This window comes from Blastococcus sp. SYSU DS0616 (assembly GCF_054051015.1).
The window spans coordinates 14,507-37,856 of record NZ_JBJHAJ010000019.1 but is presented as its reverse complement, the minus strand read 5'-3'; the positions used below and the strand labels follow the sequence as shown (position 1 = coordinate 37,856).

Below are 23,350 nucleotides of genomic sequence, written 5' to 3'. Positions count from 1 at the left end.
TATGTCACGACTAGCCGGTTGCGTGCAACCAACTGCTCGGTATGGGCGGGAGAGATGGGCCTCACCGGGCGGGCACGACCAGGGTCAACGCCGTGCCGCCGTCATGTTCCACGTGCAACCCCGCCCGCCTCAGCAGTCCCCTGAGTCGCACGACGTCGTCCGGCTCGGCCGTCGTGCTGGCGAGCAACCGGGCCACCCGGCCCTTGTGCGCCTTGTTGAAGTGGCTCACCACCGCGCGGGTGCCGTCGGGCCGTTCGCTCAGCACGGTGACCGTGACCGCGCCGGGCGCGGGGGCCAGCGCCGCGTAGGAACCGCTGCGCAGATCGACGACGAGCCCCTCGACGCCGTCGAGCACCGGCCCGAGCGCCGGCCGCCACAGGGCGCGCAGGGTGGGCCGACCGGGCAGCGTGGAGCCCGCCGACAGGCGGTAGGCCGGGATCCGGTCCCCGCCGGCGACCAGGCCGAACAGCGCCGACCCCACCGCCAGCCGGCGGTCGGCGCGGGCCCGTTGCGCCCGGGAGAGGGAGCCGATGTCCAGGGCGTCGTAGAGGACGCCCGTGTAGCGCTGCAGGGCCGGGAGCGTGCTGGCGGAGAAGAGGGCCGCGTTGCGGGCGATCTCCTCGTCCTGCTTCGGGGAGAGCCCGAGCGCCGCCCGGGAGGCCGGGACGTCGCCGGCGAGCTCCACCAGCGCCTCGGTGAGCTGGGTCCGCACCGGGGTGAGCTGCGGCGCGGTGAGCGCGGCGAGGTCGAGCGGAGGGCCGTCACCGCCGGGGGCCTTGGTCTCCGACGGGGGCAGCAGGACGAGCACGAGGCGCCAGCCTAAGCGCCCGTCAGCTCAGGTCGACCACCACCGGGGCGTGGTCGCTCGCGCCCTTCCCCTTGCGCTCCTCGCGGTCGATGAACGCCCCACCGACCCGCGCGGCCAGCGCCGGGGACCCCAGGACGAAGTCGATGCGCATGCCCTCGCGCCGGGGGAAGCGCAGCTGCGTGTAGTCCCAGTAGGTGTAGACCCCCGGGCCGGGGGCGTGCGGGCGGACCACGTCGGCGTACCCGGCGTCGACCACCGCCTGGAAGGCCGCCCGCTCCGGGGCGGAGACGTGCGTCGACTGGCTGAACACCGACATGTCCCAGACGTCGTCGTCCTGCGGGGCGATGTTCCAGTCGCCGACGAGGGCGACCTGTGCGGCGGGGTCCTCGGCCAGCCAGCCCGCCGCCGTGTCCCGCAGGGCGGCCAGCCACTCCAGCTTGTAGGTGTAGTGCGGGTCGGCCAGCGTGCGCCCGTTGGGCACGTAGAGGCTCCACACCCGGACGCCGGCGCAGGTGGCGGCCAGCGCCCGCGCCTCGCAGGTGGTCTCCTCGCCCCAGCACGGCTGACCGGGGAAGCCGACGGTGACGTCCTCCAGCCCCACGCGGGACAGGATCGACACCCCGTTCCACTGCGAGTAGCCGACGTGCGCGACCTCGTAGCCGAGCGCCGTGAACCGGTCCAGCGGGAACTGGTCGTCCCGGCACTTGGTCTCCTGCATGGCCAGGACGTCGACGTCGTGCCGCTCCAGGAAGGCCGCGACGCGGTCGGCGCGGGTGCGGATCGAGTTCACGTTCCAGGTGGCCAGGCGCACGACCCGGAGCTTACGGAGAGCCACCGACGGAGCGGCCCGGCCGCCCCGGGTGTCGGTGTCGCCGGATCGGGCGGACCTGCCCGGAGGGCCGGCCGCGGGCGTCCCGACCTGGCCGAACGGTGGGAGCATGGCCGCGTGAGCTGGGCTGGCGCGGAGGGCGTGGGATGACCGTCGGGACGACACCTCCCGCCCCGCAGCGTGGAGCGCGGGCGTCGGGGGCCGTTCCGCGGCGCGGGTTCGGCGCCGCCCTCGGCTGGACCGTCCTCGGCGCGCTGGTGCCCGGCGTCGCGCTGCTCGCCGCCGGCCGCCGACGGCTCGGCGCGGTCGTCCTCACCGTCTTCCTCCTCCTGGCCGCCGCCGCCGGTTGGCTGGCCACCGGGGGACAGCGGTTCGCCGCCCGCACCCTCGTCGACACCGACGTCCTGCTCTGGACCACCATCGGCATCGGCGTGCTGGCCGCGCTGTGGATCGCCGTCGTCGTGGCCGGCTACCGGATGCTCGTGCCGGCCGGCACGTCGCGCGGGCGGCGCGTCGCCGGCGGGTTGGTCGTGGCGGTGCTCGTCGTGGCGATCGTCGTCCCGGCCGTCTTCGTGGGGCGCCTGGCGACGACGTCGCGGGACCTCATCGCCGGTGTGTTCGACGACGACCGGAGGTCGGCCACCGTCGACGAGGAGCCGGACGACGGCACCGCCGAGCTCTTCGGTGGGCGCGAGCGGGTGAACGTGCTGCTGCTGGGGGGCGACGGCGGGGAGGGGCGTGAGGGCGTTCGCACCGACACGGTCATCGTGGCCAGCACCGACACCGCCACCGGCGAGACCCTCCTGTTCAGCCTGCCCCGCAACCTCCAGGACCTGCCGTTCCCCGAGGACAGCCCGCTGGCCGAGCTCTACCCCGAGGGCTTCGACGCCGGCAGCGAGAGCGAGAGCCTCCTCAACGCCGTCTACCGCAACGGCCCGGCCTGGTACCCCGACGCCCTCGGCCCCACCGACGACCCGGGCGCCGACTTCCTGAAGCTGGGCGTCGGGGAGGCCCTCGGCCTGCGGATCGACTACTTCGTGCTGGTCAACCTCGAGGGGTTCAGCCGGCTGGTCGACGCGCTCGGTGGGATCACGGTCAACGTGAACTACTACGTGCCCATCAACGGCGACCCGGGCACCGGCGAGCTGCCCGACGACTACATCGAGCCAGGGCCGGACCGCCGCATGGACGGGTACACCGCGCTGCAGTTCGCCCGGGGCCGGTTCGGGTTGAGCGACTACGACCGCATGGCGCGGCAGCGCTGCACCATCTCCGCGATCGTCGACGCCGCCGACCCGGTGACGCTCCTGCAGCGCTACCAGCAGCTGGCCGCGACCACCGAGGACATCGTCAGCACCGACATCCCGCGCTCGCGGCTCGACGACTTCGTCGACCTGGCCTTCCTCGTGAAGGACGCCGAGATCCGCAGCGTCGTGTTCGACCCCTCGGTGATCGATCCCGCGTATCCGGACTACGACCGGATCCGGCAGCTCGTGCAGGAGGCGATCGACCCGCCGCCGGCGCCTGCGCCTGCGCCGCCGGGGGACGGGGCGCCGGGGGCGGAAGCCCCTGGACCGCCGGAGGCCCCCGAGCCGGAGGACGACCCGGTCATCGACGTCGCCGACGCCTGCGCCTACGACCCGGCCCGTGCGGCCGAGGCGCGCGCGGAGGGCGAGCCGCCGACCAAGTGAGCACCCGGGCGGATGCCGGACGGCCCAGGGCGGTGCCGCTCAGCCCAGGGCGATGTCCCGCCGGCGGAAGCCGGTGAAACCGGCCGCCAGGAGGACGCCGGCGACACCGGCCAGCCCGACGAGTGGCGCGAGTCGCCACTCCTCGAGCGGCAGCGTCGGGATCCAGGCGATCGGCGACAGGTCGCTCACCCAGCCCGGCCAGTCGAACGACTCGGCGAACATGGTGATCACGAGGAAGAGCCCGACCGCGGCCCACGCCACGGCCGCGGCCAGGCGGGGCAGCAGCCCGAAGAGCGCGACGGCGACGCCGGCGACGACCCAGATGGCCGGGACGTAGGAGACCGCAGCGCCCACCATCCGGCCGAGCGCCGCCGCGTCCCCCGTCTGCGCCACCCGCACCAGCCCGGTGGTCACCCCCGCGGCGGTCATCGCCAGCGCCGAGCCCAGCAGCGCGACCAGCACGTGGCTGCCCAGCCAGGCCGGGCGGCTGGTCGCCGTGGCGAGCAGCACCTCGGCCCGGTCGTCCGACTCCTCGGTGCGGGCCCGGAGGACCGCCGACACCGCGTAGGCCGAGGCCAGCAGTGCCGTGACGGCGAACGTCGTGCCGAGGTAGGCGTCGACGAGCCGGCCGAGGTCGGGGTCGCCGAAGACGGCCAGTGCCTGCTCGTTCCCCGCGATCAGCGTCTCGACCGACTCCGCCAGGGCGCCGTAGACCACGCCGAGCAGGCCGAGCCCGACCGTCCAGGCGATGAGCGCACCGCGGTGCAGCCGGAGCGCCAGCCCGAGCGGGGAGAGGAGTGCCCGCCGCGCGGTGGGCCGGCCGGGCCGGGGCTGCACGAGCCCGGAGCCGAGGTCCCGGCGGTCGAGCAGGGCGAAGCCGGCGACGACGAGGACGGCGGCGACGACGAGGCACAGTGCCAGGGGGGCGGGGGCGTCGTCGGTGAACGGGTGCGTGGCCTGCGCCCAGCCGATCGGCGAGGTCCACACCACCCAGTTGCCCTCGATGTCGCCGATGGCGCGCAGCACGAACGCGACGGCGAACAGCCCACCGACCAGGCCGTAGACGCCGCGGGTAGAACCGGTGGCCTGGGCGGCGACCGCGGTGATCCCGGTGAAGACCAGCCCGCACGCGCCCACCGACGCGCCGAGCACGAACGAGCCGACCGCCGGCAGCCCCGAGGCCGTCGTGGCCGCGCCGATGGTCAGCGCCAGCACGACGCACGCCAGCGAGGAGAGCAGCACGGCGGCCAGCAGCGGCGCGTGCCGGCCGACGCGCGCCGACCGGAGCAGCTCGGTGCGGCCGGCCTCCTCGTCGGCGCGGGTGTGCCGGGTGACGGTGAACATCGCCATCAGCGCGGCGATCAGCATCAGCGTCGCGGAGATCTCGAACGCGACCGCGCCGGCGACGGTGTCCAGCCCGACCGGGGGGCCGGCCAGCGCGATGGTCGCCGCGTTGCTGCCGACCGAGGCCTGGTACGCGGCCAGGTCGGCGGGGGTGTCGTAGAGGGCCTGGCTGGAGACGGACTGCGTGAGCACCATGAAGGTGCCGGCGGCGATCCAGATCGGCAGCCGCAGCCGGTCCCGGCGCAGGGCGAAGCGGAACAGGGCGCCGGTGCCGGCGAGCGTGCTCGATGCGTTGCTCACGACCGCCCCGCCTCCTGGGGAACGGGCACGCCGTCGGCGGCGAGCTCGTCGCCGTAGTGCCGGAGGAACAGCTCCTCGAGGGTGGGCGGGGTGCTCGTCAGGCCGCGCACGCCCAGGGGGGCGAGGTGGCGCAGCACCCCGTCGAGCGCGTCGGTGTCGACGTCGAAGTGCACCCGGCCGTCCTCGTGCCGCAGGTCGTGCACCCCGGGCAGGGAGCTCAGCCCGTCGGCGGGACGCTCGGTCTCCACCGCCATGGACATCCGGGTGAGGTGGCGCAGCTCGGCCAGCGTGCCGCTCTGCACGGTCCGGCCGAGCCGGATGATGCTCACCCGGTCGCAGAGGGCCTCGGCCTCGGCGAGGATGTGGCTGGACAGGAGCACCGTCCGGCCCTCGGCGCGCAGTTCGCGGATGCACTCCTGGAACACGGCCTCCATGAGCGGGTCCAGGCCCGAGGTCGGCTCGTCCAGGATGAACAGCTCCGCGTCGGAGGCGAGCGCCGCGACGAGGGCGACCTTCTGCCGGTTGCCCTTCGAGTAGGTGCGCGCCTTCTTCCGAGGGTCGAGGTCGAAGCGCTCCAGCAACTCCGTGCGGCGCCGCGGATCGAGGCCGCCGCGCAGTGCGCCGATGAGGTCGATCGCCTCGCCACCGCTGATGGTCGGCCACAGCGTCACGTCCCCCGGGACGTAGGCGAGCCGGCGGTGCAGCGCGACGGCGTCGCGCCACGGATCACCGCCCAGCAGCTCGGTCCGGCCCGCGTCGGGGCGGAGCAGGCCCAGCAGCACGCGGATGGTCGTGGACTTCCCGGACCCGTTCGGGCCGAGGAAGCCGTGCACCTCGCCGGAGGCGACCTCGAGGTCGAGGCCGTCGAGGGCGCGGGTGGCGCCGAAGGTCTTCACCAGGCCGGAGACGGAGATGGCTGTGGTCACGGCGGCAGAACCTACACTCATTTCACAAAGTTGTGAAGTTCATTGCGTGCCCGACGGGTCCGGTACCGTGAGGGAGTGACCAGCGTGGATGCGACGGACGAGGAGCGGGCCACCCTGCTCCGCTTCGTCGAGCGGTTCGCCCTGGTCCTGCGGGAGTCGGGCATGCCGCCGATGCCGGCCCGGGTCTTCGCCTACGCCCTCGCCGACGACGCCGACCGCTACACCGCCGCCGAGCTGGCCGAGGGGCTGCAGGTCAGCCCGGCCGCGATCAGTGGCGCGGTCCGCCAGCTGGTGCAGGTCGGGTTCCTCGTCCGCGAACGGGAGCCGGGGACGCGCAGCGACCTCTACGTCCTCGACGACGAGAACCTGTGGACGCGGTTCGCCGGGGCGGAGCTGGCGGCGTTGCAGCGGTTCGAGGACGTCGTCGCGGGGGGCATCGAGCTGATCGGCGTCGACCGCCCGGGCGGGCGCCGGCTGGCCGAGACCCGGGAGTTCCTCGCCTTCCTGCACGAGGTGCTCGCCGAGGCGGTCGCCCGCTGGCCCGCGGAGCGGGTCCGTCGCGTCGTACCCGGCCGCTCCGGCTGACCCGGGGCGCGGGCACCCGCCCGCTGCGCGCCGAGGGGCGCCGCAGGCCGCCGAGCGCCGCCACGGAGAATGGCCGGGTGCCCGCTCCCTCCGTCCGGCCCGTTGCCACCGTCGACGCGGCGCTGCGCGCCGAGCTGCTCGCCTGCTGGACCGACGTCACCAACGCCGGCGGCGCCGTCGGGTTCGTGCCGCCGGTGACGCAGGACGACGTCGTCCCGCTGCTCGACAAGCTCCTGGAGGGCGTCCACTCCGGCCGGGACGTGCTCGCCCTGCTCGAGGTGGACGGCGAGACGGCGGGCTTCGCCAGCGTCGTCGGGTCGCTGAGCCCGCTGCGCCGCCACTGGGGGACGGTGCTGCGGGTGCAGGTGCACCCCTCGCGCCAGGGCCAGGGTCTCGGTCGGGTGCTCATGGACGGGGTGCACCGGATCGCCCGGGACCGGGGCTGGGAATTCCTGCACCTGACCGTTCGCGGGGGCACCGGCGTGGACGGGTTCTACCGGGGGCTCGGCTACCAGGAGGTCGGGCGGCTGCCCGGCGCGATCCGGGTCGCACCGGGCGACGACCGCGACGAGATCGTCATGGCCTGTCCGCTCTGAGCGTCGGGCGGACGGTTCGAGCCGCCGCCCGTCGCCCTCGCGTCAGACCCCTCGCGTCAGACGTCTTGCGTCAGACCTGGACCGGGACCTCGCCCTTGGCCGCCATGCGGGCCCGCATCCGCTCGCGGCTCTCCACGAACTTCGTCGCTTGGGCGTCGAGGCCGGCGAGGAACTCGGCCAGCTGCTCGCGGGCCTGCTCGCCCTCGGGGCCGAGGTCGCTGCGCTCGAAGACCTTCCAGGTGCGCAGGATCGGGCTGACCACCTCGTCGTGGTGCAGCCGCAGGTCGTAGATGCCGGCCTTGGCGATGATCGTGGAGTTCTTCCGGAAGTTGGCCATGTTCGCGCCGGGCATCTCGAAGGTCATGACCTCCTTGGCGACGGCCTTCATCATCTCGTCGGGGTCGATGTCGAACGCCGCCGTCACCAGGTTGCGGTAGAAGATCATGTGCAGGTTCTCGTCGGTTGCGATGCGGGCCAGCAGCTTGTCCGCGATCGGGTCGCCGGTGGCCTTGCCGGTGTTGCGGTGCGACACCCGGGTGGCGAGCTCCTGGAACGAGACGTAGGCGACGGCCTCGAGCGGGGTCTTGTCCCCGGAGTCGTAGCCGGTGGTCATGTAGTCCATCCGGGCCCGCTCCAGCTCCACCGGGTCGACGCCGCGGGTGACGACCAGGTAGTCGCGCAGCGCGACACCGTGCCGCCCCTCCTCCGCGGTCCAGCGGCCCACCCACTGCCCCCAGGCGCCGTCCCGGCCGAAGCGGGTGGCGATCTCGCGGTGGTAGCTGGGCAGGTTGTCCTCGGTCAGCAGGTTCACGAACATCGCGGCCTTGGCCGTCGCGTCCAGCCGGGACTGCTCGGGGGACCAGTCCTCGCCGCCGAGGAAGGCGAAGTTGCGCCCCTCGTCCCAGGGCACGTAGTCGTGCGGATGCCATTCCTTGGCCATCCTGATGTGCCGGTCGAGGTTCTCCGCGACCACCGGTTCGAGCTCGGTGAGCACGGCTGCCTGCGGGGATGTCTGGGGCATGGGGACCTCCGGGTCGGCTCGACCTGCGTCGTCGCAACCTACGCCGACGTGGCTCCGGTCGTGCTCGTACGGGTTCCCCCGACGGCCTGTCGCTACCCCTCGATCGGGCATCCGGGAGGAAGCGCCCGCCCGGCCCCGCCGTCCGACCCGAACGGGCCGGCTGCCGTCTCCGGTCGGCGCGCGGGCCGGTTTGGCAGGGTGGGGGCATGACCGACCCGTCCCCCGGCGCTCCCGTCTCACGCAACGCCCGCCGCGAACGCCTGATCGGACTGCTCGTCCTGGGGGTCGCCTTCGTGCTCCTGGTGTCCTCGCCGACCTGGTTCGCCGCCGAGCAGGCGGGCGTGGGCATCGGCCAGCTGGCCGTGGCGGTGGTGCTCGCGGTCGTCGGCGGTCTCCTCGTCCGTCGCGCCACCCGGGGCTGAGTGCTCGAACCGTCGCGCGACGGCCGTTCCGCGCCGCCGGGCCTCCTCGGCCAGCTGCCGCATCGCGGTCACCGACGCCGGCTCGCTCATCCGTCGGGCTCCGAGACCGGCGCCTCGGCGACGACCGCACCCCTGGCGTCCAGGATCCGCACCCGGTCGGGCGTCGGTGACCCCAGCGGACCCACCCCGGCGCCGTCCACCAGCGGCACCGTGGCGTGCAGCCTGCCGTCGGCGAGATAGATCTCGGCCAGGGCGCCGGACTCCGGCCCGCTGATCGTGACCGAGTTCGACGTCGGCACGGCGAACACCCGCTCCAGGAGCGGGGTGCCGGCCGGGGCCAGCGCGACGCGGAACGAGTCCTCCTGCGCCATGTCGAACTGGTCCGTCCAGTAGTCGACGAACGCGGCCCCCGTCGCGCCCGAGGGGAAGGTCACGCCCAGGAGCAGGGTCCGGGTCCCCGGGTCACCGTCCACGGCGCCGGCGGCGAGCAGGGTCGGGCGGAGGTCGCGGAGCGGCAACCCGTACCGCCCGGCGAGCTGTATCGCGGCCTGCTGTAGCACCTCCTCGTGGGCGAGCCCGCGCAGCCCGCGGGGGTCGGCGATCTCCACCGGCTCGTTCCAGGCCCTGGTCAGGTCCTCCTCGGTGGTGTTGGCGCGGTCGAGGGGCCGGCTCTGGCCGGGCCGGGACAGCTCCACGGAGAGGCCTGTCGGCCAGTCGGAGGACCCGCCGAGCGCCAGCGCGCCGGCGCCCTCCTCCATCGGCACCGGTTCCCACTGGTCGACGACGTCGGCCGACGCGGTCACCGTCCGGCCGGTCAGCACCCGGGCCTCGTCCCCGGGCGCGCCGACGACCACCACCATGCGCTGCTCGGGCGCCCCGTACGGGGCGGCGAACAGCTCCGCGGACTCCAGGCCGGGGGCTGGCGCGAGAAGGCCGACCGGGACCATCTCGTCCGGTGCGGCGTCGCGGGGACCGGTGAACCAGGCCTGGACCACGCCCTCCTGTTCGGTCCGGCCGAGGACGAGCGTCACCCGGCTGCCGGCCACCTCACCCGCCCACGCGACCCGGCGGGTCTCGACCGGTGGATCGGGCAGCTCGACGCCCGGCGGCAGCTGGGCGGCGAGCTCCGGAGGGACCCAGTCCAGCTCGCGGACCCCGGCCAGCCACTCCTCGTCCCCGGCGAGCGAGCCGCGCGTCGGCAGGTCGTAGAGGGAGGGCGCCGGGTTCCGGGTCGGGCTGCCCGGCACCGCGACCTCGCCGCCCCGCTCGCCGCTCAGCAGGCCGGAGGTCGTGACCGGCACCCCGACGGCGACCGCCAAGGCCACCAGGCCGCCGACGGCCATGGCCGTCCGGGACCGCCGCTGGGCGCGGTACCGCGCGCGGGTGCGCTCGGCCAGGTCGGCCGGGGGAGGCGCGGTGACGTCGGCGCGGTAGCGCAGGTCTCGCAGGCCGGCTTCCAGATCGCCGTCGGAGATCGTCACGTCAGCACTCCTCGAAGGCGTTGGCGGGGACGGTGGCAGCGAGGGCGGTGCGGAGGCGGGCGAGGCCTCGGACGGTCTGGCTCCGCACGGTGTGCACCGAGCAGCCGAGCAGCTCGGCGGTGGCCGCCTCGCTGAGGTCCTCCGTGTAGCGGAGGACGAGCACTGCCCGCATGCGCGGCGGGAGGGTGCCGAGCGCCTGGGCCATCCGCTCCCGCTCGGCGAGGGCGTCGGTCGCGTCGGGGGTGGCGGGGTCGTGCGCGGGCAGCGACACGATCTCCTGGGTGCTGCGCAACCGCCACCAGCTCGCGGCGCTGGTGACCAGCACCCGGCGCACGTACGGGAAGGGGTCGCCGGAGATCCGTCCCCAGCGGCGGTAGGCCTTCACCAGCGCCGTCTGCAGCAGGTCCTCGGCGTGACCGCGGTCCCTCGTCAGCAGCACGGCGGTCCGGAGCAGCTCACCGGACCGTGCCGCGACGAACGCCTCGAAGGCGTCGTCGTCCGTTCGTCCCACCGGGCCCCCCTCCGTCGTCACTGACTAGGACGGCCGAGGGGTGGGTGGACGAACGCCGCCGTGACCGGATCGTGACCTGAACGGTTCCGCTCGGGCGCCGTTGCGACCCGTGGTGACCCGCACCACACTCACGACGACGCCCGACGGGCGGCGGACGGAGGACCGGGTGAAGCTGGACAAGAAGGAGCTGGTGCGCGTGCTGCGCACCGAGGGGGACAACGGCACGGCCGACCAGGTCGAGGCGCGCCTCCCCGACGAGATCGACACCGACCGGGACGGCGACGCGCTGGCCGCGGTGGGGCTGGACCGGACGCAGCTGATGAGCAAGCTCGCGGGTGGGGGCTTCGGGACGACGCTCACCCCCTGAGCCGGGGACGGCGATGGCCCGGAACCACGAGCGGTTCCGGGCCACCGGTCGTGCGGGCCTCGTTCAGCCGGTGAAGGGGCGCTCCCGCGCCAGCTCCTCCTTGGCCACGCCGCGGATGTGCACCGCGTCCGGGCCGTCGACGATGCGCAGCGTCCGCGCGCTGGCGTAGAAGCGGGCGAGCACGGTGTCGTTGCTGACGCCCGCGCCGCCGTGCACCTGGATCGCGCGGTCGATGACGTCGAGGGCCACCTTGGGTGCGGCGACCTTGATCGCGGAGATCTCGGTCCGGGCGCCCTTCGCGCCGTACTTGTCGATCAGGTCGGCGGTCTTCAGCACGTACAGGCGGGCCTGGTCGATCTCGATGCGCGAGAGCGCGATGGCCTCCCGCACGGTGCCCTGCTCGGACAGCGGCCGGCCGAACGCGACCCGGTTCTGGGTCCGCTCCACCATGAGCGCCAGCGCCCGCTCGGCCATGCCGATGGCGCGCATGCAGTGGTGGATGCGGCCGGGGCCCAGCCGCGCCTGGGCGATCATGAAGCCGTCGCCCTCGCCGGCGAGGATGTTCGTGGCCGGGACCCGGACGTCGGTGAACCGCAGCTCGGAGTGGCCGTGCTGGTCCTGGTACCCGAAGACCGGCAGGTGGCGGATGATCTCCAGCCCCGGGGTGTCGCGGGGGACGAGGACCATCGACTGCTGCCGGTGCGGCGGCCCGTCCGGGTCGGTCTTGCCCATGACGATGAAGATCTGGCAGCGCGGGTCCGCGGCGCCGGAGGTCCACCACTTGCGGCCGTTGATGACGTACTCGTCGCCGTCGCGGACGATCGAGGTCTGGATGTTGCGGGCGTCGGAGCTGGCGACGTCGGGCTCGGTCATCGCGAAGCCGGAGCGGATCTCCCCCTCCAGCAGCGGGTTGAGCCAGCGCTCCTTCTGCTCGGGCGTGCCGAACAGCATGAGCGTCTCCATGTTGCCGGTGTCCGGCGCGCCGACGTTCATCGACTCGGGTGCGATGACCGGCGACCAGCCGGTGATCTCGGCGACCGAGGCGTACTCGAGGTTGGAGAGGCCGCCCAGCTCGTGGTGGAAGAGGTTCCACAGGCCGCGCTTGCGCGCCTCGGCCTTGAGCTCCTCGAGGATCGGCGGGTGCTCGTGGTTGTCGTGGCCGCGCTCGGCGCGCCAGGCGTCGTAGACGGGTTCGGCGGGGAACACGTGCTCGCGCATGAAGTCCCACGCGCGGGCGCAGACGTCCTCGGCCTTGGGCGAGAGAGCGAAGTCCATGCCCGGCAACGTAGCGCCGGACGTGATCGCCGTCGCATCGGGGGTGAGCCGGCCCCGGACGCGGCAGAGCCGGGCCCACCGCTGGATGGCGGCAGGCCCGGCTCCCCGGACGGGTCCTCTCAGGCGCGCGTACGGCGCCCCTCGACGGCGTCGCGCACCGGGCCCAGTGCGATCGCCAGACCGGCCAGGGCGCTGACCAGGTGCAGCCAGTTGTCCGCCCAGTTCAGGCTCAGGAAGTCCCACTCGGCGTTCACGGCGAAGAGGCCGTAGATGAACGCCGCACCGTAGCCGATGGCGAGCAGCCAGCCATACGTGCGAGCCCCGCTCAGGGTCCGGAACAGGGCCAGGCCCGCCGCGCCGATGACGATGTGCACGATGTTGTGGAACGGGTTGACCTCGAAGCCCAGGATCGTCTCGTTCGTGTCGTGGGCGAAGAAGTCGTCGAAGCCGGTGACGAAGAAGCCGATGATGCCGACCAGCAGATAGATCGCACCGATGGCCAGTGCCAGCATCTGCGGCCAGGTCATGCCCCGCCGGTCCGCTCCGGTGTTGCCTGTTGCAGACATCGTGTCCTCCCATGGGTCGTGAGACCTGCCAGGTTCTTGACAGGTGGCTGCCAGCAGCCCGTTACCCGGGGCTGAGCACGACTAACGAGGGCCACCGGTTCGGGGGACGGCCGTTGCCGGATCGTCACCTGGCGGCGACCCGCCCGTGGAGCGCGTGACCCGCGCCGGTCACGACGGCGGGCCGCGTCGCCGGCGGGGACGTGCGGCGTCGCGGGGTTCAGCCGCGCCCGGGGCGCGGCGTGGCCCTCGCCCGGCGGACGACGAACGGGCCGATGGCCAGCAGGTCGACCGGTGCCGAGCCGAAGCACTCCAGGGCGTCCCGGGGGTCGTCGACCATCGGGCGCCCGGCGGTGTTCAGGCTGGTGTTCACGACCACGGGCAGGCCGGTGCGCCGCTCGAAGGCCGAGATCATGCGGTGCACCAGCGGCTCGGTCTCCGGGTCGATGGTCTGGATCCGCGCCGTGCCGTCCACGTGGGTGACCGTGGGGATGCGCTCCCGCCACTCCTCGGCGACGTCGTGGACGAACAGCATGTACGGCGAGGGGATCGGGCCACGGCTGAAGATCTCCGGCGCCCGCTCCAGCAGGACCATCGGTGCCACCGGGCGGAACTGCTCGCGGCCCTTGACGTCGTTCATCCGCTCGAGGTTGGCCTCGAAGCCGGGGTGGGCGAGCAGCGAGCGGTGCCCCAGCGCGCGCGGGCCGTACTCGCTGCGGCCCTGGAACCAGGCGACGATCCCGTTGTCGGCGAGCACCTCGGCGACGGCCTCGGCGACGTCGTCGGGCCGCTCGTAGTCGATGGCCGCCGTCTGCAGGAACTGCTCGATCTCGTCGTCGCTCCACCCGCGGCCGAGCGCCGCCCCTGCCATCGGCTCGGTGCGCTCGCCGAGCTCCGCGGCGACGTGCAGCGCCGCACCCAGCGCGGTGCCGGCGTCGCCGGCCGCCGGCTGCACCCAGACCTGCTCGAACGGGCTCTCGGCGAGGACGCGGGTGTTGGCCACGCAGTTGAGCGCGGTGCCGCCGGCCATGGTGAGGGTCTTCTCGCCGGTCTGCTCGTGCACCCAGCGGGCGAGGTCGACCAGCACCTCCTCGAGGCGGGTCTGCACGCTGGCGGCCAGGTCGGCGTGGGCCTCGGTCCAGTCCTCGCCCTTGGCCAGGCGGGGCGCGAACTCGGCGAAGTCGATCTTCTCGGTGCGGAAGCCGCCGTCGTCGGTCGCGCGGATGAGCTCGGAGAGCTCGCCGAGGAAGCGCGGCTTGCCGTAGGAGGCCATCGCCATGACCTTGAACTCGTCGGAGCTGCGCAGGAAGCCGAGGTGGTCGGTGAGCTCCTCGTACATCAGCCCGAGGGAGTGGGGCAGCGCCTGGCCGGCGAGCACCTCCAGGTGGCCGTCCACGTAGCGGCCGGCCAGGTGGCTGTGCGCCTCCCCGCGACCGTCGAGCACGAGGACGGCGTTGTCCCGCTGCGGCGCGGCCTTGCCCGCGGAGGCGGCGTGGGCCACGTGGTGCTTGACGAAGCGGACCTTCGCCGGGTCCAGCCCGGGCAGGGCGTGGGCCAGGAAGTCCGGCGCCATCTCGGCGTACTTCTTGCGCATGGTGTCGCCGTCGTCGAAGAGCCCGGACTCCTCCGGCGTCCCCATGAGGGACGGGTCGAATGAGTAGGCGACGGCGTCGAGCTCCTCGGGCCGGATGCCCGCCTCCTTCAGGCACCAGGCCGCCGAGAGCTCCGGCAGTTCCCACGCGCTCCACGGCAGGGGGCGCTTGCCGTGCTTGCGCCGGCTGAACCGCTCCTCCTCGGCGGCGGCCACGATCCGGCCGTCGACGACCAGCGCCGCGGCGGGGTCGTGGTAGATCGCGTTGATGCCGAGGACCTTCACGCTGTGCTCTCCTCCTGGCCGGGCTGACGCCTCCCGGTCCGGTCTCATGATCACGCCGGTCCGCCGACCCCGCACGGCGAGCGAGGCGACGTCCCTCGGACGGGCAGCGCGGCCGCGGGCCCGTCTGGCAGGGTGCCGGTGTGGATTCCGGGACGCTGGGATGGCGCGGCCGGCGGGTGCGGCACTGGCACGTCGGATCGGGCCCCGACGTGGTGATGTGCCACGGCACCCCCTGGTCCGCGGAGCTCTGGCGGCCCTACGCCGAAGCGCTCGCCGGCGACTTCACCGTGCACCTGTGGGACATGCCCGGCTACGGGGCCTCCTCCAAGGACGCCGGGCACGCGGTCTCCCTGGACGTGCAGGGCGAGCTGCTGGCGGAGCTGGTGGAGCGGTGGGGGCTGCGCTCCCCGCACGTCGTCGCCCACGACTACGGAGGTGCGGTCGCCCTTCGGGCGCACCTGCTGCACGGGGTGCCCTACGCCTCCCTGGCCCTGGTCGACGTCGTGGCGCTGGCACCGTGGGGATCGGACTTCTTCCGGTTGGTGCGCGCCCACGCCGACGTCTTCGCGGCCCTGCCCCCGGCGGTGCACGAGGGGGCGCTGCGCGCCTACATCGCCGGGGCCAGCCATCGCGGGCTGACCGTCGGCCAGGTCGACGAGCTGGTGGCGCCGTGGACCGGCCCCGAGGGGCAGGCTGCCTTCTACCGGCAGATCGCCCAGGCCGACGAGGCGTACACCGACGTGCTGGAGCCTCGTTACCCGGACCTGGACCTGCCGGTGCTCGTGGTGTGGGGCAGCGAGGACACCTGGATTCCCGCTGATCGGGCGCACCGCCTCGCCGCACTGATCCCCGGGGCCCGGCTGGAGCTCCTCCCGGGCGCCGGGCACCTGGTCCAGCTCGACCAGCCGGTGCGGCTCGCGACGACCCTGCACCGGTGGCTGGCGGGGCAGGTCGCCCGTGGCGTCAGTCCCGGGGTCGAGCGGTGAGCAGGTCGTTGTCGAGGACGGCGGCCAGCCCGAGGGTCTTGTAGCCCACCTCGTCGAACAGCACGGTGAGCCGGTCGTCCTCGACCCGCATCACGACGCCGTTCCCCCACTCGCTGTGCTCGACCGGCGTCTCCACCGGGAAGGGCGTGTCCTCGGGCTCGGTGGCGACGTGCTCGTGCGCGGTGCCGGCCGAGCAGTTGTCGCAGTTGCCGCACGGCTCGTCGAGCTGCTCGCCGAAGTAGCCCAGCAGGAACTGGCGGCGGCACTCGGCGGTCTCGGCGTACCCGCGCATCATCTCCACGCGCGACTGGTCGACCTTCTCGTGGTGCTCGGCGAGCTCCCGGGCCTGCTCGGCGGCCTCGCCTGGCGGCGGGGCGCCGTCGGCGGGGTGGGCGGCGCCGTCCTCGTCCAGGACGACGGCCGACACCTGCTCCAGCAGGTTGAGGTCGCGCACCAGGGGGGTCGCGGCCCGGCCGGTCTCCTCGCGGAGCGCCTTGACGTCGACGCCGTCGTCGATGCCCGCCGCGGCGGCGGCCTGGACGAGCCCGGCGACCTGCTGCAGCTCCTCCTCGGCCGGCGCGCCGGCGGCGAAGAACCGGCGCAGCCCGAGGTCCTCCTGCCGGTAGACCAGGACGGCGAGCGCCGGTTCGCCGTCGCGACCGGCCCGGCCGATCTCCTGGTAGTAGCTGTCGAGGGAGTCGGCGGGCTCGGCGTGCACCACGAAGCGGGTGCCGGGCTTGTCGATGCCCATGCCGAACGCGGTGGTGGCGACGACGACGTCCAGCTCGTCGTCCATCCAGGCCCGCTGCGCCTCCTCGCGCTCGGACTTCTTCATCCCGGCGTGGTAGGCGAGCGTGCGGAGCCCGCGCCCGGCCAGCTCGGCGGCGATCTCCTGGGTGCCCTTCCGCGTGGCGCTGTAGACGATGCCGGGGCCACGCCCCTCGCCGACCTCGGCGACCACCCGGTCCAGCACGCCCTGCTCCTTGGCGTGGGCGTCGGCGTAGTGGTCGACCTCCAGCCGGATCTCCGGGCGGTCGAAGCCGGCGACGACGACCTCGGGCTCGCGCATGCCGAGCTGCTCGACGATCTCCGCGCGCACCGGAGGCGCGGCGGTGGCGGTGAGCGCCAGCACCGTCGGGTGGTCCAGCTGCTCGATGACCCCGCCCAGCCGCAGGTAGTCCGGGCGGAAGTCGTGGCCCCAGGCGGAGACGCAGTGCGCCTCGTCGACGACGAACAGCGCGGGCCGGGCCTTCGCGATCACGTCGACGACCTCGGGCTTGGTCAGCTGCTCCGGGGCGAGGAAGAGGAAGCGGACCGTTCCCTCCGCCAGCCCTTCGAGCGCCTCCTGCTGGTCGCCGGCCGACAGCGTGGAGTTCAGCTGCGCGGCCCGCCCGGCGCGCTCCGCCAGCTCGGTGAGCCGGTCGACCTGGTCGCGCTGGAGGGCGATGAGCGGGGAGACGACGAGCACCGGGCCGTCGAGCAGCTGGCCGGCGACCTGGTAGATCGCGGTCTTCCCGGCGCCCGACGGCAGCACGGCGAGGGTGTCCTGCCCGCCGACGACGGCCTGCATCGCCGCCTCCTGCCCCGGGCGGAAGTCGTCGTACCCGAGCACCTCGCGGGCGAACTCGCGGATGCGGCGGGTGCGGACGGAGGCGGTGGCACCGGCGGGGTTGTCGCGCTCGGGGGAGGGAGGCACCGGCTGCCTCTCCCCGCTGCCGGTGCGCGGCAAACGGTGCGCTGGCCCACCCCGCGTTCCCGCGGGAACGCGCGCTCCTCGCGACCGCCCATCGCCTCGAGCGTCCCGCCGTCTTCCGGGGGCCGGCAGAGCCGCTCGCCTGCGCCGGCCGGACGTTCTCGCGGGTCGGCGGGCATCCGCGAGGGGCGAGCGGCGGGGCATGCGGCCCACAATGGGCGCGACCCGCCCCGGCGCGAGCCCGCGCGGCGTCGACGAGAGGAGCACGAGCGGTGTGACGTGGCGGTCGATGGTCAGCCGATCGAGGGTGAGCGCGTCGTCGCACCGCTGCCCCGCCGGGTCGGCTGCCTCCCCCCACTCGCGCAGCTCTGGTGGGGGCGGTGGCCCGGGAACGCGGGGACCTGCAGCCGGGGGGACGGTTCGATGACTGGCGGCGGACGGCTGCGTGTCCGCGACCGGCGGGTCGGTCACGGTGCGGTGATCGCCGTCGCGCTGCTCGTGCTCGCCGGGGGCTGGTGGGCGAGGGCGCGGTGCCTGGGCGGTGGCTGGGTCGACGGCGAGCAGTACTACGGCTACTGCTACACCGACGTCGCTCCGCTGTGGTACGTGCGGGGGCTGGCCGACGGGGCCGGCCCCTACGGGTCCGACCCCCTGGAGTACCCCCCGGTGCTCGCCGTGCGCATCTGGCTTGCCGCCGTCCTCGCCCATGCCCTCCCGGGTGACGCCACGGTCAGCACCTTCTTCGCCACCAACGGCCTGTTCGTGGTGGTCGAGGTGCTGGTCTCCCTGGTGCTGCTCCGGCGATTGGGCCTGTCGCCGCGCAGGTTGCTCTGGTGGGCCGCCGCCCCGGCGCTGTTCCTGTACGCCTTCTACAACTGGGACACCCTGCCGGTGGCCCTGCTGCTGGGGGCGGTCCTGCTGCACCAGCGCGGTCGGCACACGGCCTCCGGGGTCGTCGCCGGCCTCGGTGCGGCCGCGAAGGTGTTCCCCGGGTTCCTGGTACCGCTGGTCGTCCTGGCGCTCCTGGCCCGTCGTCGTCCACGCGCCGCCCTGTTGCACGGCGGTGCCGCGGCGCTGGCGTTCGCCGCGGTGCACGTGCCCGGCTACCTGCTGGCCCCCGAAGGCTGGGATCGCTTCTACGAGTTGAGCCGCCGACGGGCCATGCACGTCGACAGCCTCTGGTACCTGCTCGCGCAGCTGGGTGGCCCGCAGCCCGGACCGGCGGCGCTCGGCGTCGCCAGTCTGCTGGTGTTCGCGGCCGGCGCGGTCGTGGTCGTCGTCCTCGGGATCCGGCGGCGTCCGCCCGAGGAGTGGTGGCAGGTGCTGCTGCCGGTGCTGGTCTGCTTCATCCTCGCCAACAAGGTCTACTCCCCGCAGTACACCCTGTGGCTGGTGCCGCTGATGGCTCTCGTCCTCCCCCGCGCGGCCCCGTTCATCGCCGTGGTGGCCGCCGACGTCCTGGTGCACGCGGTCGAGTTCCCCTTCCTCGCCGGGCGCGCGGGCCACGGGGACGAGCTCCCCTATCCGGTGATGGGTGCGGCCGTCGCTCTGCGGGCCGCCGCCCTGGTGTGGGTGCTCGTCGAGGCGGTGCGCCGCCCGGCAGGGTCACCGCCAGGACGACAGCCAGTACCGGAGGTCGAGGGCGTCCCGAGCCAGCGGGATGCCTAGCCAGATCGGGGCGAAGAAGGCGAAGCAGGCCACCGCCAGGACGAGCAGCGCAGTCCCGACGAGGCGGGGCCTGGGGCCGACCTGGATGGCCCGGACCAGGCCTAGGGCGATGAACGGCACCGCCGGGACCAGGTAGAAGAAGTAGCCCGGCTTGCCCGCGGCCAGCCAGGGGAGCCAGAGCAGGGCCAACGGGACGAGGATCGTGGCCGCGACGCCGTCCCGACGTACCGCGGCCCGCCAGAGCAGCACCGGGTAGGCGAGCAGCGCCGGCCACCACAACGCGGGACTGCCGACCAAGGTGATGCGGGCGACCGTCTGGGGCGGGACCTCGCACTCGCCCGCCTCCTGCTGCCGCGTCGTGCAGCTCTCGGCGTAGGCGAGCACCGGCCGTTCCAGCCACACCCAGCCCAGCGGGTCCGAGCGGTACGGGTGAGTCGCCTCCAGGTTCCGGTGGTAGCTGACGAGATCGACCTGGGTGTCCCACCACGTCGAGAGCCGCTCCCCGGCGTCGGCGGAGCAGGCGCCGGGGCCGCAGGCGCGCGAGCCGGCGTAGCTGTCCTCGTAGTTGGCGAACCAGCCCGCGAAGCTCGCGACGTAGACGGCCGCGGGGACGACCAGCAGGCTGAGCACGGCTCCAGCGGTGACGGCGACCGCTCGCTGCGCCGCCCGGCGCACGCCTTCTCCGCGCCCGGCCAGTTCGGTTCCCAGGACGAGCAGCCCGGCCGCGCCGACGGCCAGCAGGCCGGACCACTTGGTGGCCACCGCCAGGCCCAGCGCCACGCCGGCCAGCCAGCGGTAGGGGGAACCGAGCAGGGACCGGTGGAACGGTTCGCCGGCTCCCCGTGCGGAGCGGCGGGCATCCCGGTCGAGCAGGAGGAGCCAGAACGCCGCGATGACGCACAGTGCGAGCGTGGCGTCGAGCATCGCCATGCGACTGGTCGTCACCGCCAGCCCGTCGAGCGCGACGAGCGCGGCGGCGAGGGCCGCCGGCGCCACCCGCCGGAAGAGGCGCAACCCGCTGAGGTAGACCAGCAGCACCGAGGCGGTCCCGGCCACGGCGACGCCGATCCGCCAGCCGAAGGGCGTGAAGCCGAAGAGCTTGATGCCCAGGGCGATGACCCACTTGCCCAGCGGTGGATGCGCCGGGCGCTCCTCCTCCACCCCCCGGGTCACGTATTCGTACCCGTCCGAGCCGTAGTACTTCTCGTCGAAGAACAGCCGGTCGGGGTCGCCCAGGTCCCACAGCCGGATGGCGGCCGCGAGGACGACCAGGGCCACCGGGACCCACCGCGACGACAGCGGACGGCGCCCGGAGGCGCCGCCCGCTGCCGGCTGGTCCGCCTGGACGGCGGCAGTGCTCACCCGGTCACTCGGTGCCGAACTCGGTCTCGGTCTCGGTGTCGACCTCGGTCTCGGTCTCGACGACCTCGGTCTCGGTCTCGGTCTCGGTCTCGGTCGGCTCGAGGGTCTCGGTGACCTCGGTCTGCTCCTCCTCGGTCTCGGTGACCTGCTCGGTCTCGGTCTCGGTGACCGTTCCGGGCTCGTCCTCCCCGCAGGCCGCGAGGCCCAGCGCCAGGAAGCCGGAGAACGAGGCGGCGGCGACGCCTCGGGTGAGTCGATTCATGTCGCTCTCCTGTCACGTGCGTTCGGCGTGCGTGCGAGCCCGTTCCATGTCCGCTGAGTCCCCGGGTACACGCGATGCCGTGGTCACGAATGCATCACGGTGGATGTCTCGGCGCGATGTCGCAGGAAGTGTGTCGGCTCGGCCTGAACGGGGAAATGCCGCGGGATGATCGCTCCCAGCGTGTGCGTCTGCATTCCCACGTACGAGGAGCGGGAGAGCCTGCCGCGCACGCTGGCGGCCGTCCGGCGTGCGGTGCCCGGGGCGCACGTCCTGGTCATCGACGACAACAGCCCCGACGGCACCGGGGCGGTGGCCGAGGAGATCGCCGGCCGCGACCCGCAGGTCCGGGTTCTCCACCGGCCGGGGAAAGCGGGTCTGGGCCCGGCCTACGTGGCCGGCTTCCGCTGGGCCCTGGCCCAGGGGTTCGACGTCGTCGCCCAGATGGACGCCGACGGATCGCACCGCCCCGAGGACCTCCCGCGGCTGCTGACGGCCCTCGCCGAGGCCGACGCGGTCCTCGGGTCCCGGTGGGTGCCGGGCGGCGCCGTCCGGAACTGGCCGCGCAGCCGGGAACTGCTGAGCCGTACCGCCAACCGGTACGTGCGCTCGGCCCTGCGGCTCCCCCTGCGCGACGCGACCGGCGGCTTCCGGGCCTTCCGCCGCCATGCCCTCGAGCGGGTGGAGCTGGACTCCCTGCAGTGCGAGGGGTACTGCTTCCAGGTCGACGTCGCCCGGCGGCTCGTCGCCGCGGGGCTGCGCGTGACGGAGGTGCCGATCCTCTTCCTCGACCGCGAGCTGGGCGCGAGCAAGATGAGCGGGCGCATCGTGCGGGAGGCGCTCCTGCGGGTGACGGCGTGGTCGCTGGAACCCGTGTTCGCGTGGGGGAGGCGCCACGGCGCCGTGGAGGGCGCCGGCAACGCGGTGCCCGCACCGACGAGGTGATCATGCCCCTGCGGCGGTGGTGTCGGTAGCTGGCGGCGTCAGCGCAGGGGCGAGCGCCGGGGCGCGACGTCGGCGCGCTCGGCCGCGGCCCGGCCGGCGTACCAGCCGCCCGCGTCCACCGAGGAGCGGCTGCGGCCGGCCCGGACCCGCGGGAACAGCTCGGCGGTGCGGGCCGCCACGGCCTCCTGCCGCGAGCGCAGCACCGGGAGCAGGTCCGCGCCCCGCTCCGCGGCCGCCTCGGCGGTCGCCCGCCGGCGCGCCGCGACGAGCCGCTCCCCGATGCGGTGGGCGTAGCCCAGCAGGAACGCGCGGCGGAACGACCGCGAGGCCGGGCGGCGGCCGTCCTGCCGCTCGGCGGTGGCCAGCGCCTGGGCGACCTGGAGCAGCAGCGAGGTGAACAGCAGCTCCACCGCGTCCAGATCGGATCGGATGCCCACCAGGGTGGCGATGCCCAGGCCCTGGTACCAGACCAGCCGCACGTCGTTGGCCTCCGCGACGGCGCCCAGCAGCTGCGTCTTGGCCCGCGCGTACGGGTCGGCGAGGTGCACCCGGCGGGTGTCGACGTCGGCGCCGGACGGTGGGCCGCCGTCGAGCAGGGCCGCATCCACCGCGTGCCGGGTCATGAGCTCCTGCGCCTTGGCCGTCAGCGCCTCGGCCTCGTCGGGGAACCCGGTCGACTCCGCCTTGGCCAGCAGTGCGCGGATGCGCCGCAACGCCCGGTCGTCGTCGCTCGCGGAGCGCCGCTCGGCGCGCGGCCGGGCGGCGCCCCACCGTGACGGCGGCGGCACGAGGAGCTCGATCCGGGCGGTGGTGCGCAGCATCCCGGTCAGCTGCAGCGCGATGCGCCACGCCTCGGCCGGCGCCCGCCGCTCGGACCGGTGCCAGGCGGTGACCGTGGCATCCCCCGTGGCATCCCCCGTGGCATCCCCCGTGGCGCCCCCGGCGTCCAGCGCTCCCAGCTCGCGCAGCTGGTCGACCCAGCTCTCCGGCGCCCGGGACACCGCATCGGTGCGGCGCGCGTGCTCGGCGACCAGCGCGACGAGCAGTGGCACCGACGCCGCACCCACCTGGCGCCGGGCCGCGTGGGCGACGTCGGCCGGCTGCCAGCCGCGCTCCCAGGTCTCGTCGAGCGCGTCGAGCAGGGCCCGCGTGACCAGGCCGCCGTCGTCGAGGCCGACCCCGCGCGTGCTCAGCGTGGCCGCCAGCTCCGCGGCGACCCCGGCGTCGGCGAGCAGCGGGGCCCGGTGCTGGAGCAGGTCCGCGAGCGAGGCGTCGTCGATCACGACCGGCATGCTGCCCGCCCGCGCCGACGCTCGCCCGGACCGGCTGTGGACGACACCCGCCGTCCACAGCCGCGGCTAGGGTCTGGCCGTGGCCGCCACCTACCGCATCGCCGAGGCGGCGACGCTGCTCGGCGTCAGCGACGACACGGTGCGGCGCTGGGTCGACGGGGGTCGCCTGCCGGCGCGCCGGGAGGGCGGGGGGCCGGCCGTCGTCGACGGCGCCGACCTCGCCCGGCTGGCCACGCAGCTGCGCGAGGCGCCCGAGCCCGGGACCACGCCGTCCTCGGCGCGCAACCGGCTCGCCGGCATCGTCACCAACGTCGTCCGCGACGGCGTCATGGCCCAGGTGGAGATCCAGGCGGGCCCCTTCCGCATCGTGTCCCTCATGTCCCGCGAGGCGGCCGACGAGCTGGGGCTGGTGGTCGGCGTCCGGGCGGTCGCCACCGTCAAGGCCACCCAGGTCAGCGTCGACGTGCCGTAGTCCGCATCTGCGGATCTCGCAGCCCACTGCCTTGCGCAGATTCGGGGATCGCTGCTCTGATGTTCCGCAGGCGCGGCC

Annotated in this window: 23 protein-coding genes; 9 read left to right on the top strand and 14 right to left on the bottom strand. The window is 74.3% G+C overall.

What is annotated here, in order from left to right; all coding sequences use genetic code 11:
• Positions 1 to 61: 61 nt before the first annotated feature.
• Positions 62 to 808, bottom strand: a complete 747-nt coding sequence (yaaA, locus tag ACI79K_RS14610; RefSeq protein WP_456590174.1) for a peroxide stress protein YaaA — start codon at positions 806 to 808, stop codon at positions 62 to 64.
• A 22-nt stretch (positions 809 to 830) separates the two neighbouring features.
• The gene (locus ACI79K_RS14605; RefSeq protein ID WP_456590175.1) at positions 831 to 1,619 is read right to left on the bottom strand and encodes an exodeoxyribonuclease III; all 789 of its coding nucleotides are present in this window, start codon (positions 1,617 to 1,619) and stop codon (positions 831 to 833) included.
• A 164-nt stretch (positions 1,620 to 1,783) separates the two neighbouring features.
• Between ACI79K_RS14605 and ACI79K_RS14600 the strand changes: the two genes are divergently transcribed.
• Positions 1,784 to 3,328 (top strand): LCP family protein, encoded by a 1,545-nt coding sequence (locus ACI79K_RS14600; protein WP_456590176.1) that lies wholly within the window; start codon positions 1,784 to 1,786, stop codon positions 3,326 to 3,328.
• A gap of 39 nt (positions 3,329 to 3,367) precedes the next feature.
• Here ACI79K_RS14600 and ACI79K_RS14595 read toward each other — a convergent pair whose 3' ends face one another.
• Positions 3,368 to 4,972 carry an ABC transporter permease gene (locus tag ACI79K_RS14595; RefSeq protein WP_456600039.1) on the bottom strand — a complete coding sequence of 535 codons (1,605 nt, stop codon included), beginning with the start codon at positions 4,970 to 4,972 and terminating at the stop codon, positions 3,368 to 3,370.
• Positions 4,969 to 5,898: an ABC transporter ATP-binding protein gene (locus ACI79K_RS14590; protein WP_456590178.1), complete on the bottom strand. Its 930-nt coding sequence runs from the start codon at positions 5,896 to 5,898 to the stop codon at positions 4,969 to 4,971. The genes ACI79K_RS14595 and ACI79K_RS14590 overlap by 4 nt, the downstream gene beginning before the upstream one ends.
• A 75-nt stretch (positions 5,899 to 5,973) precedes the next feature.
• Between ACI79K_RS14590 and ACI79K_RS14585 the strand changes: the two genes are divergently transcribed.
• Both ACI79K_RS14585 and ACI79K_RS14580 read left to right on the top strand, forming a co-directional pair.
• Positions 5,974 to 6,483: a GbsR/MarR family transcriptional regulator gene (locus ACI79K_RS14585; RefSeq protein ID WP_456590179.1), complete on the top strand. Its 510-nt coding sequence runs from the start codon at positions 5,974 to 5,976 to the stop codon at positions 6,481 to 6,483.
• Positions 6,484 to 6,560: 77 nt separating this feature from the next.
• Positions 6,561 to 7,079: an N-acetyltransferase family protein gene (locus tag ACI79K_RS14580; RefSeq protein ID WP_456590180.1), complete on the top strand. Its 519-nt coding sequence runs from the start codon at positions 6,561 to 6,563 to the stop codon at positions 7,077 to 7,079.
• Positions 7,080 to 7,149: 70 nt separating this feature from the next.
• On the opposite strand, the gene ACI79K_RS14575 is transcribed toward ACI79K_RS14580, so the two are convergent.
• A complete protein-coding gene (locus ACI79K_RS14575; RefSeq protein ID WP_456590181.1) occupies positions 7,150 to 8,100 on the bottom strand; it encodes an acyl-ACP desaturase in 951 nt (316 codons plus the stop codon).
• A gap of 206 nt (positions 8,101 to 8,306) precedes the next feature.
• Between ACI79K_RS14575 and ACI79K_RS14570 the strand changes: the two genes are divergently transcribed.
• A complete protein-coding gene (locus tag ACI79K_RS14570; protein ID WP_456590182.1) occupies positions 8,307 to 8,522 on the top strand; it encodes a hypothetical protein in 216 nt (71 codons plus the stop codon).
• 86 nt (positions 8,523 to 8,608) lie between these two features.
• Here the strand turns inward: ACI79K_RS14570 and ACI79K_RS14565 are convergent, their stop codons facing one another.
• Positions 8,609 to 10,003: a hypothetical protein gene (locus ACI79K_RS14565; protein ID WP_456600038.1), complete on the bottom strand. Its 1,395-nt coding sequence runs from the start codon at positions 10,001 to 10,003 to the stop codon at positions 8,609 to 8,611.
• Position 10,004: 1 nt separating this feature from the next.
• Positions 10,005 to 10,514, bottom strand: coding sequence for a SigE family RNA polymerase sigma factor (locus tag ACI79K_RS14560; protein ID WP_456590184.1), 510 nt, complete (start codon positions 10,512 to 10,514; stop codon positions 10,005 to 10,007).
• A gap of 112 nt (positions 10,515 to 10,626) precedes the next feature.
• Here ACI79K_RS14560 and ACI79K_RS14555 point away from each other — a divergent pair, with 112 nt between their 5' ends.
• Positions 10,627 to 10,881 carry a hypothetical protein gene (locus ACI79K_RS14555; RefSeq protein ID WP_456590185.1) on the top strand — a complete coding sequence of 85 codons (255 nt, stop codon included), beginning with the start codon at positions 10,627 to 10,629 and terminating at the stop codon, positions 10,879 to 10,881.
• Positions 10,882 to 10,944: 63 nt separating this feature from the next.
• On the opposite strand, the gene ACI79K_RS14550 is transcribed toward ACI79K_RS14555, so the two are convergent.
• The 3 genes from ACI79K_RS14550 to ACI79K_RS14540 all read right to left on the bottom strand — a co-directional run bounded on the left by ACI79K_RS14550 (position 10,945) and on the right by ACI79K_RS14540 (position 14,595).
• The gene (locus ACI79K_RS14550; RefSeq protein ID WP_456590186.1) at positions 10,945 to 12,156 is read right to left on the bottom strand and encodes an acyl-CoA dehydrogenase family protein; all 1,212 of its coding nucleotides are present in this window, start codon (positions 12,154 to 12,156) and stop codon (positions 10,945 to 10,947) included.
• Positions 12,157 to 12,275: 119 nt separating this feature from the next.
• Positions 12,276 to 12,722 (bottom strand): DUF4383 domain-containing protein, encoded by a 447-nt coding sequence (locus ACI79K_RS14545; RefSeq protein WP_456590187.1) that lies wholly within the window; start codon positions 12,720 to 12,722, stop codon positions 12,276 to 12,278.
• A gap of 217 nt (positions 12,723 to 12,939) precedes the next feature.
• Positions 12,940 to 14,595, bottom strand: a complete 1,656-nt coding sequence (locus ACI79K_RS14540) for a carbamoyltransferase family protein (protein WP_456600037.1) — start codon at positions 14,593 to 14,595, stop codon at positions 12,940 to 12,942.
• 140 nt (positions 14,596 to 14,735) lie between these two features.
• Between ACI79K_RS14540 and ACI79K_RS14535 the strand changes: the two genes are divergently transcribed.
• Positions 14,736 to 15,581 carry an alpha/beta fold hydrolase gene (locus tag ACI79K_RS14535; protein WP_456600036.1) on the top strand — a complete coding sequence of 282 codons (846 nt, stop codon included), beginning with the start codon at positions 14,736 to 14,738 and terminating at the stop codon, positions 15,579 to 15,581.
• On the opposite strand, the gene ACI79K_RS14530 is transcribed toward ACI79K_RS14535, so the two are convergent.
• Complete coding sequence (locus ACI79K_RS14530) at positions 15,559 to 17,277, bottom strand: RecQ family ATP-dependent DNA helicase (RefSeq protein ID WP_456590190.1); 1,719 nt, start codon at positions 17,275 to 17,277, stop codon at positions 15,559 to 15,561. The genes ACI79K_RS14535 and ACI79K_RS14530 overlap by 23 nt on opposite strands.
• A 420-nt stretch (positions 17,278 to 17,697) precedes the next feature.
• On the opposite strand from ACI79K_RS14530, the gene ACI79K_RS14525 reads away from it, so the two are divergent.
• A complete protein-coding gene (locus ACI79K_RS14525; RefSeq protein ID WP_456590191.1) occupies positions 17,698 to 18,942 on the top strand; it encodes a glycosyltransferase 87 family protein in 1,245 nt (414 codons plus the stop codon).
• Here ACI79K_RS14525 and ACI79K_RS14520 read toward each other — a convergent pair.
• A complete protein-coding gene (locus ACI79K_RS14520) occupies positions 18,880 to 20,304 on the bottom strand; it encodes a phospholipid carrier-dependent glycosyltransferase (RefSeq protein ID WP_456600035.1) in 1,425 nt (474 codons plus the stop codon). The genes ACI79K_RS14525 and ACI79K_RS14520 overlap by 63 nt on opposite strands.
• 4 nt (positions 20,305 to 20,308) lie before the next feature.
• The gene (locus tag ACI79K_RS14515; protein ID WP_456590193.1) at positions 20,309 to 20,566 is read right to left on the bottom strand and encodes a hypothetical protein; all 258 of its coding nucleotides are present in this window, start codon (positions 20,564 to 20,566) and stop codon (positions 20,309 to 20,311) included.
• A gap of 165 nt (positions 20,567 to 20,731) precedes the next feature.
• Here ACI79K_RS14515 and ACI79K_RS14510 point away from each other — a divergent pair, with 165 nt between their 5' ends.
• Positions 20,732 to 21,508 (top strand): polyprenol monophosphomannose synthase, encoded by a 777-nt coding sequence (locus ACI79K_RS14510; protein WP_456590194.1) that lies wholly within the window; start codon positions 20,732 to 20,734, stop codon positions 21,506 to 21,508.
• 38 nt (positions 21,509 to 21,546) lie between these two features.
• Here the strand turns inward: ACI79K_RS14510 and ACI79K_RS14505 are convergent, their stop codons facing one another.
• Positions 21,547 to 22,791 (bottom strand): DUF2786 domain-containing protein, encoded by a 1,245-nt coding sequence (locus ACI79K_RS14505; protein WP_456600034.1) that lies wholly within the window; start codon positions 22,789 to 22,791, stop codon positions 21,547 to 21,549.
• Positions 22,792 to 22,879: 88 nt separating this feature from the next.
• On the opposite strand from ACI79K_RS14505, the gene ACI79K_RS14500 reads away from it, so the two are divergent.
• Entirely contained in the window at positions 22,880 to 23,272 is a 393-nt protein-coding gene (locus ACI79K_RS14500) for a TOBE domain-containing protein (protein WP_456597588.1), read from the top strand.
• Positions 23,273 to 23,350: the final 78 nt, after the last annotated feature.

What these genes read in the sequence shown, in the direction of transcription:
- ACI79K_RS14600 (WP_456590176.1), top strand. Translation starts at nt 1,784, where the DNA reads ATGACCGTCGGGACGACACCTCCCGCCCCGCAGCGTGGAGCGCGGGCG.
- ACI79K_RS14550 (WP_456590186.1), bottom strand. Translation starts at nt 12,156, where the DNA reads ATGGACTTCGCTCTCTCGCCCAAGGCCGAGGACGTCTGCGCCCGCGCG.
- ACI79K_RS14545 (WP_456590187.1), bottom strand. Translation starts at nt 12,722, where the DNA reads ATGTCTGCAACAGGCAACACCGGAGCGGACCGGCGGGGCATGACCTGG.
- ACI79K_RS14515 (WP_456590193.1), bottom strand. Translation starts at nt 20,566, where the DNA reads ATGAATCGACTCACCCGAGGCGTCGCCGCCGCCTCGTTCTCCGGCTTC.
- ACI79K_RS14570 (WP_456590182.1), top strand. Translation starts at nt 8,307, where the DNA reads ATGACCGACCCGTCCCCCGGCGCTCCCGTCTCACGCAACGCCCGCCGC.
- ACI79K_RS14575 (WP_456590181.1), bottom strand. Translation starts at nt 8,100, where the DNA reads ATGCCCCAGACATCCCCGCAGGCAGCCGTGCTCACCGAGCTCGAACCG.
- ACI79K_RS14510 (WP_456590194.1), top strand. Translation starts at nt 20,732, where the DNA reads ATGATCGCTCCCAGCGTGTGCGTCTGCATTCCCACGTACGAGGAGCGG.
- ACI79K_RS14525 (WP_456590191.1), top strand. Translation starts at nt 17,698, where the DNA reads ATGACTGGCGGCGGACGGCTGCGTGTCCGCGACCGGCGGGTCGGTCAC.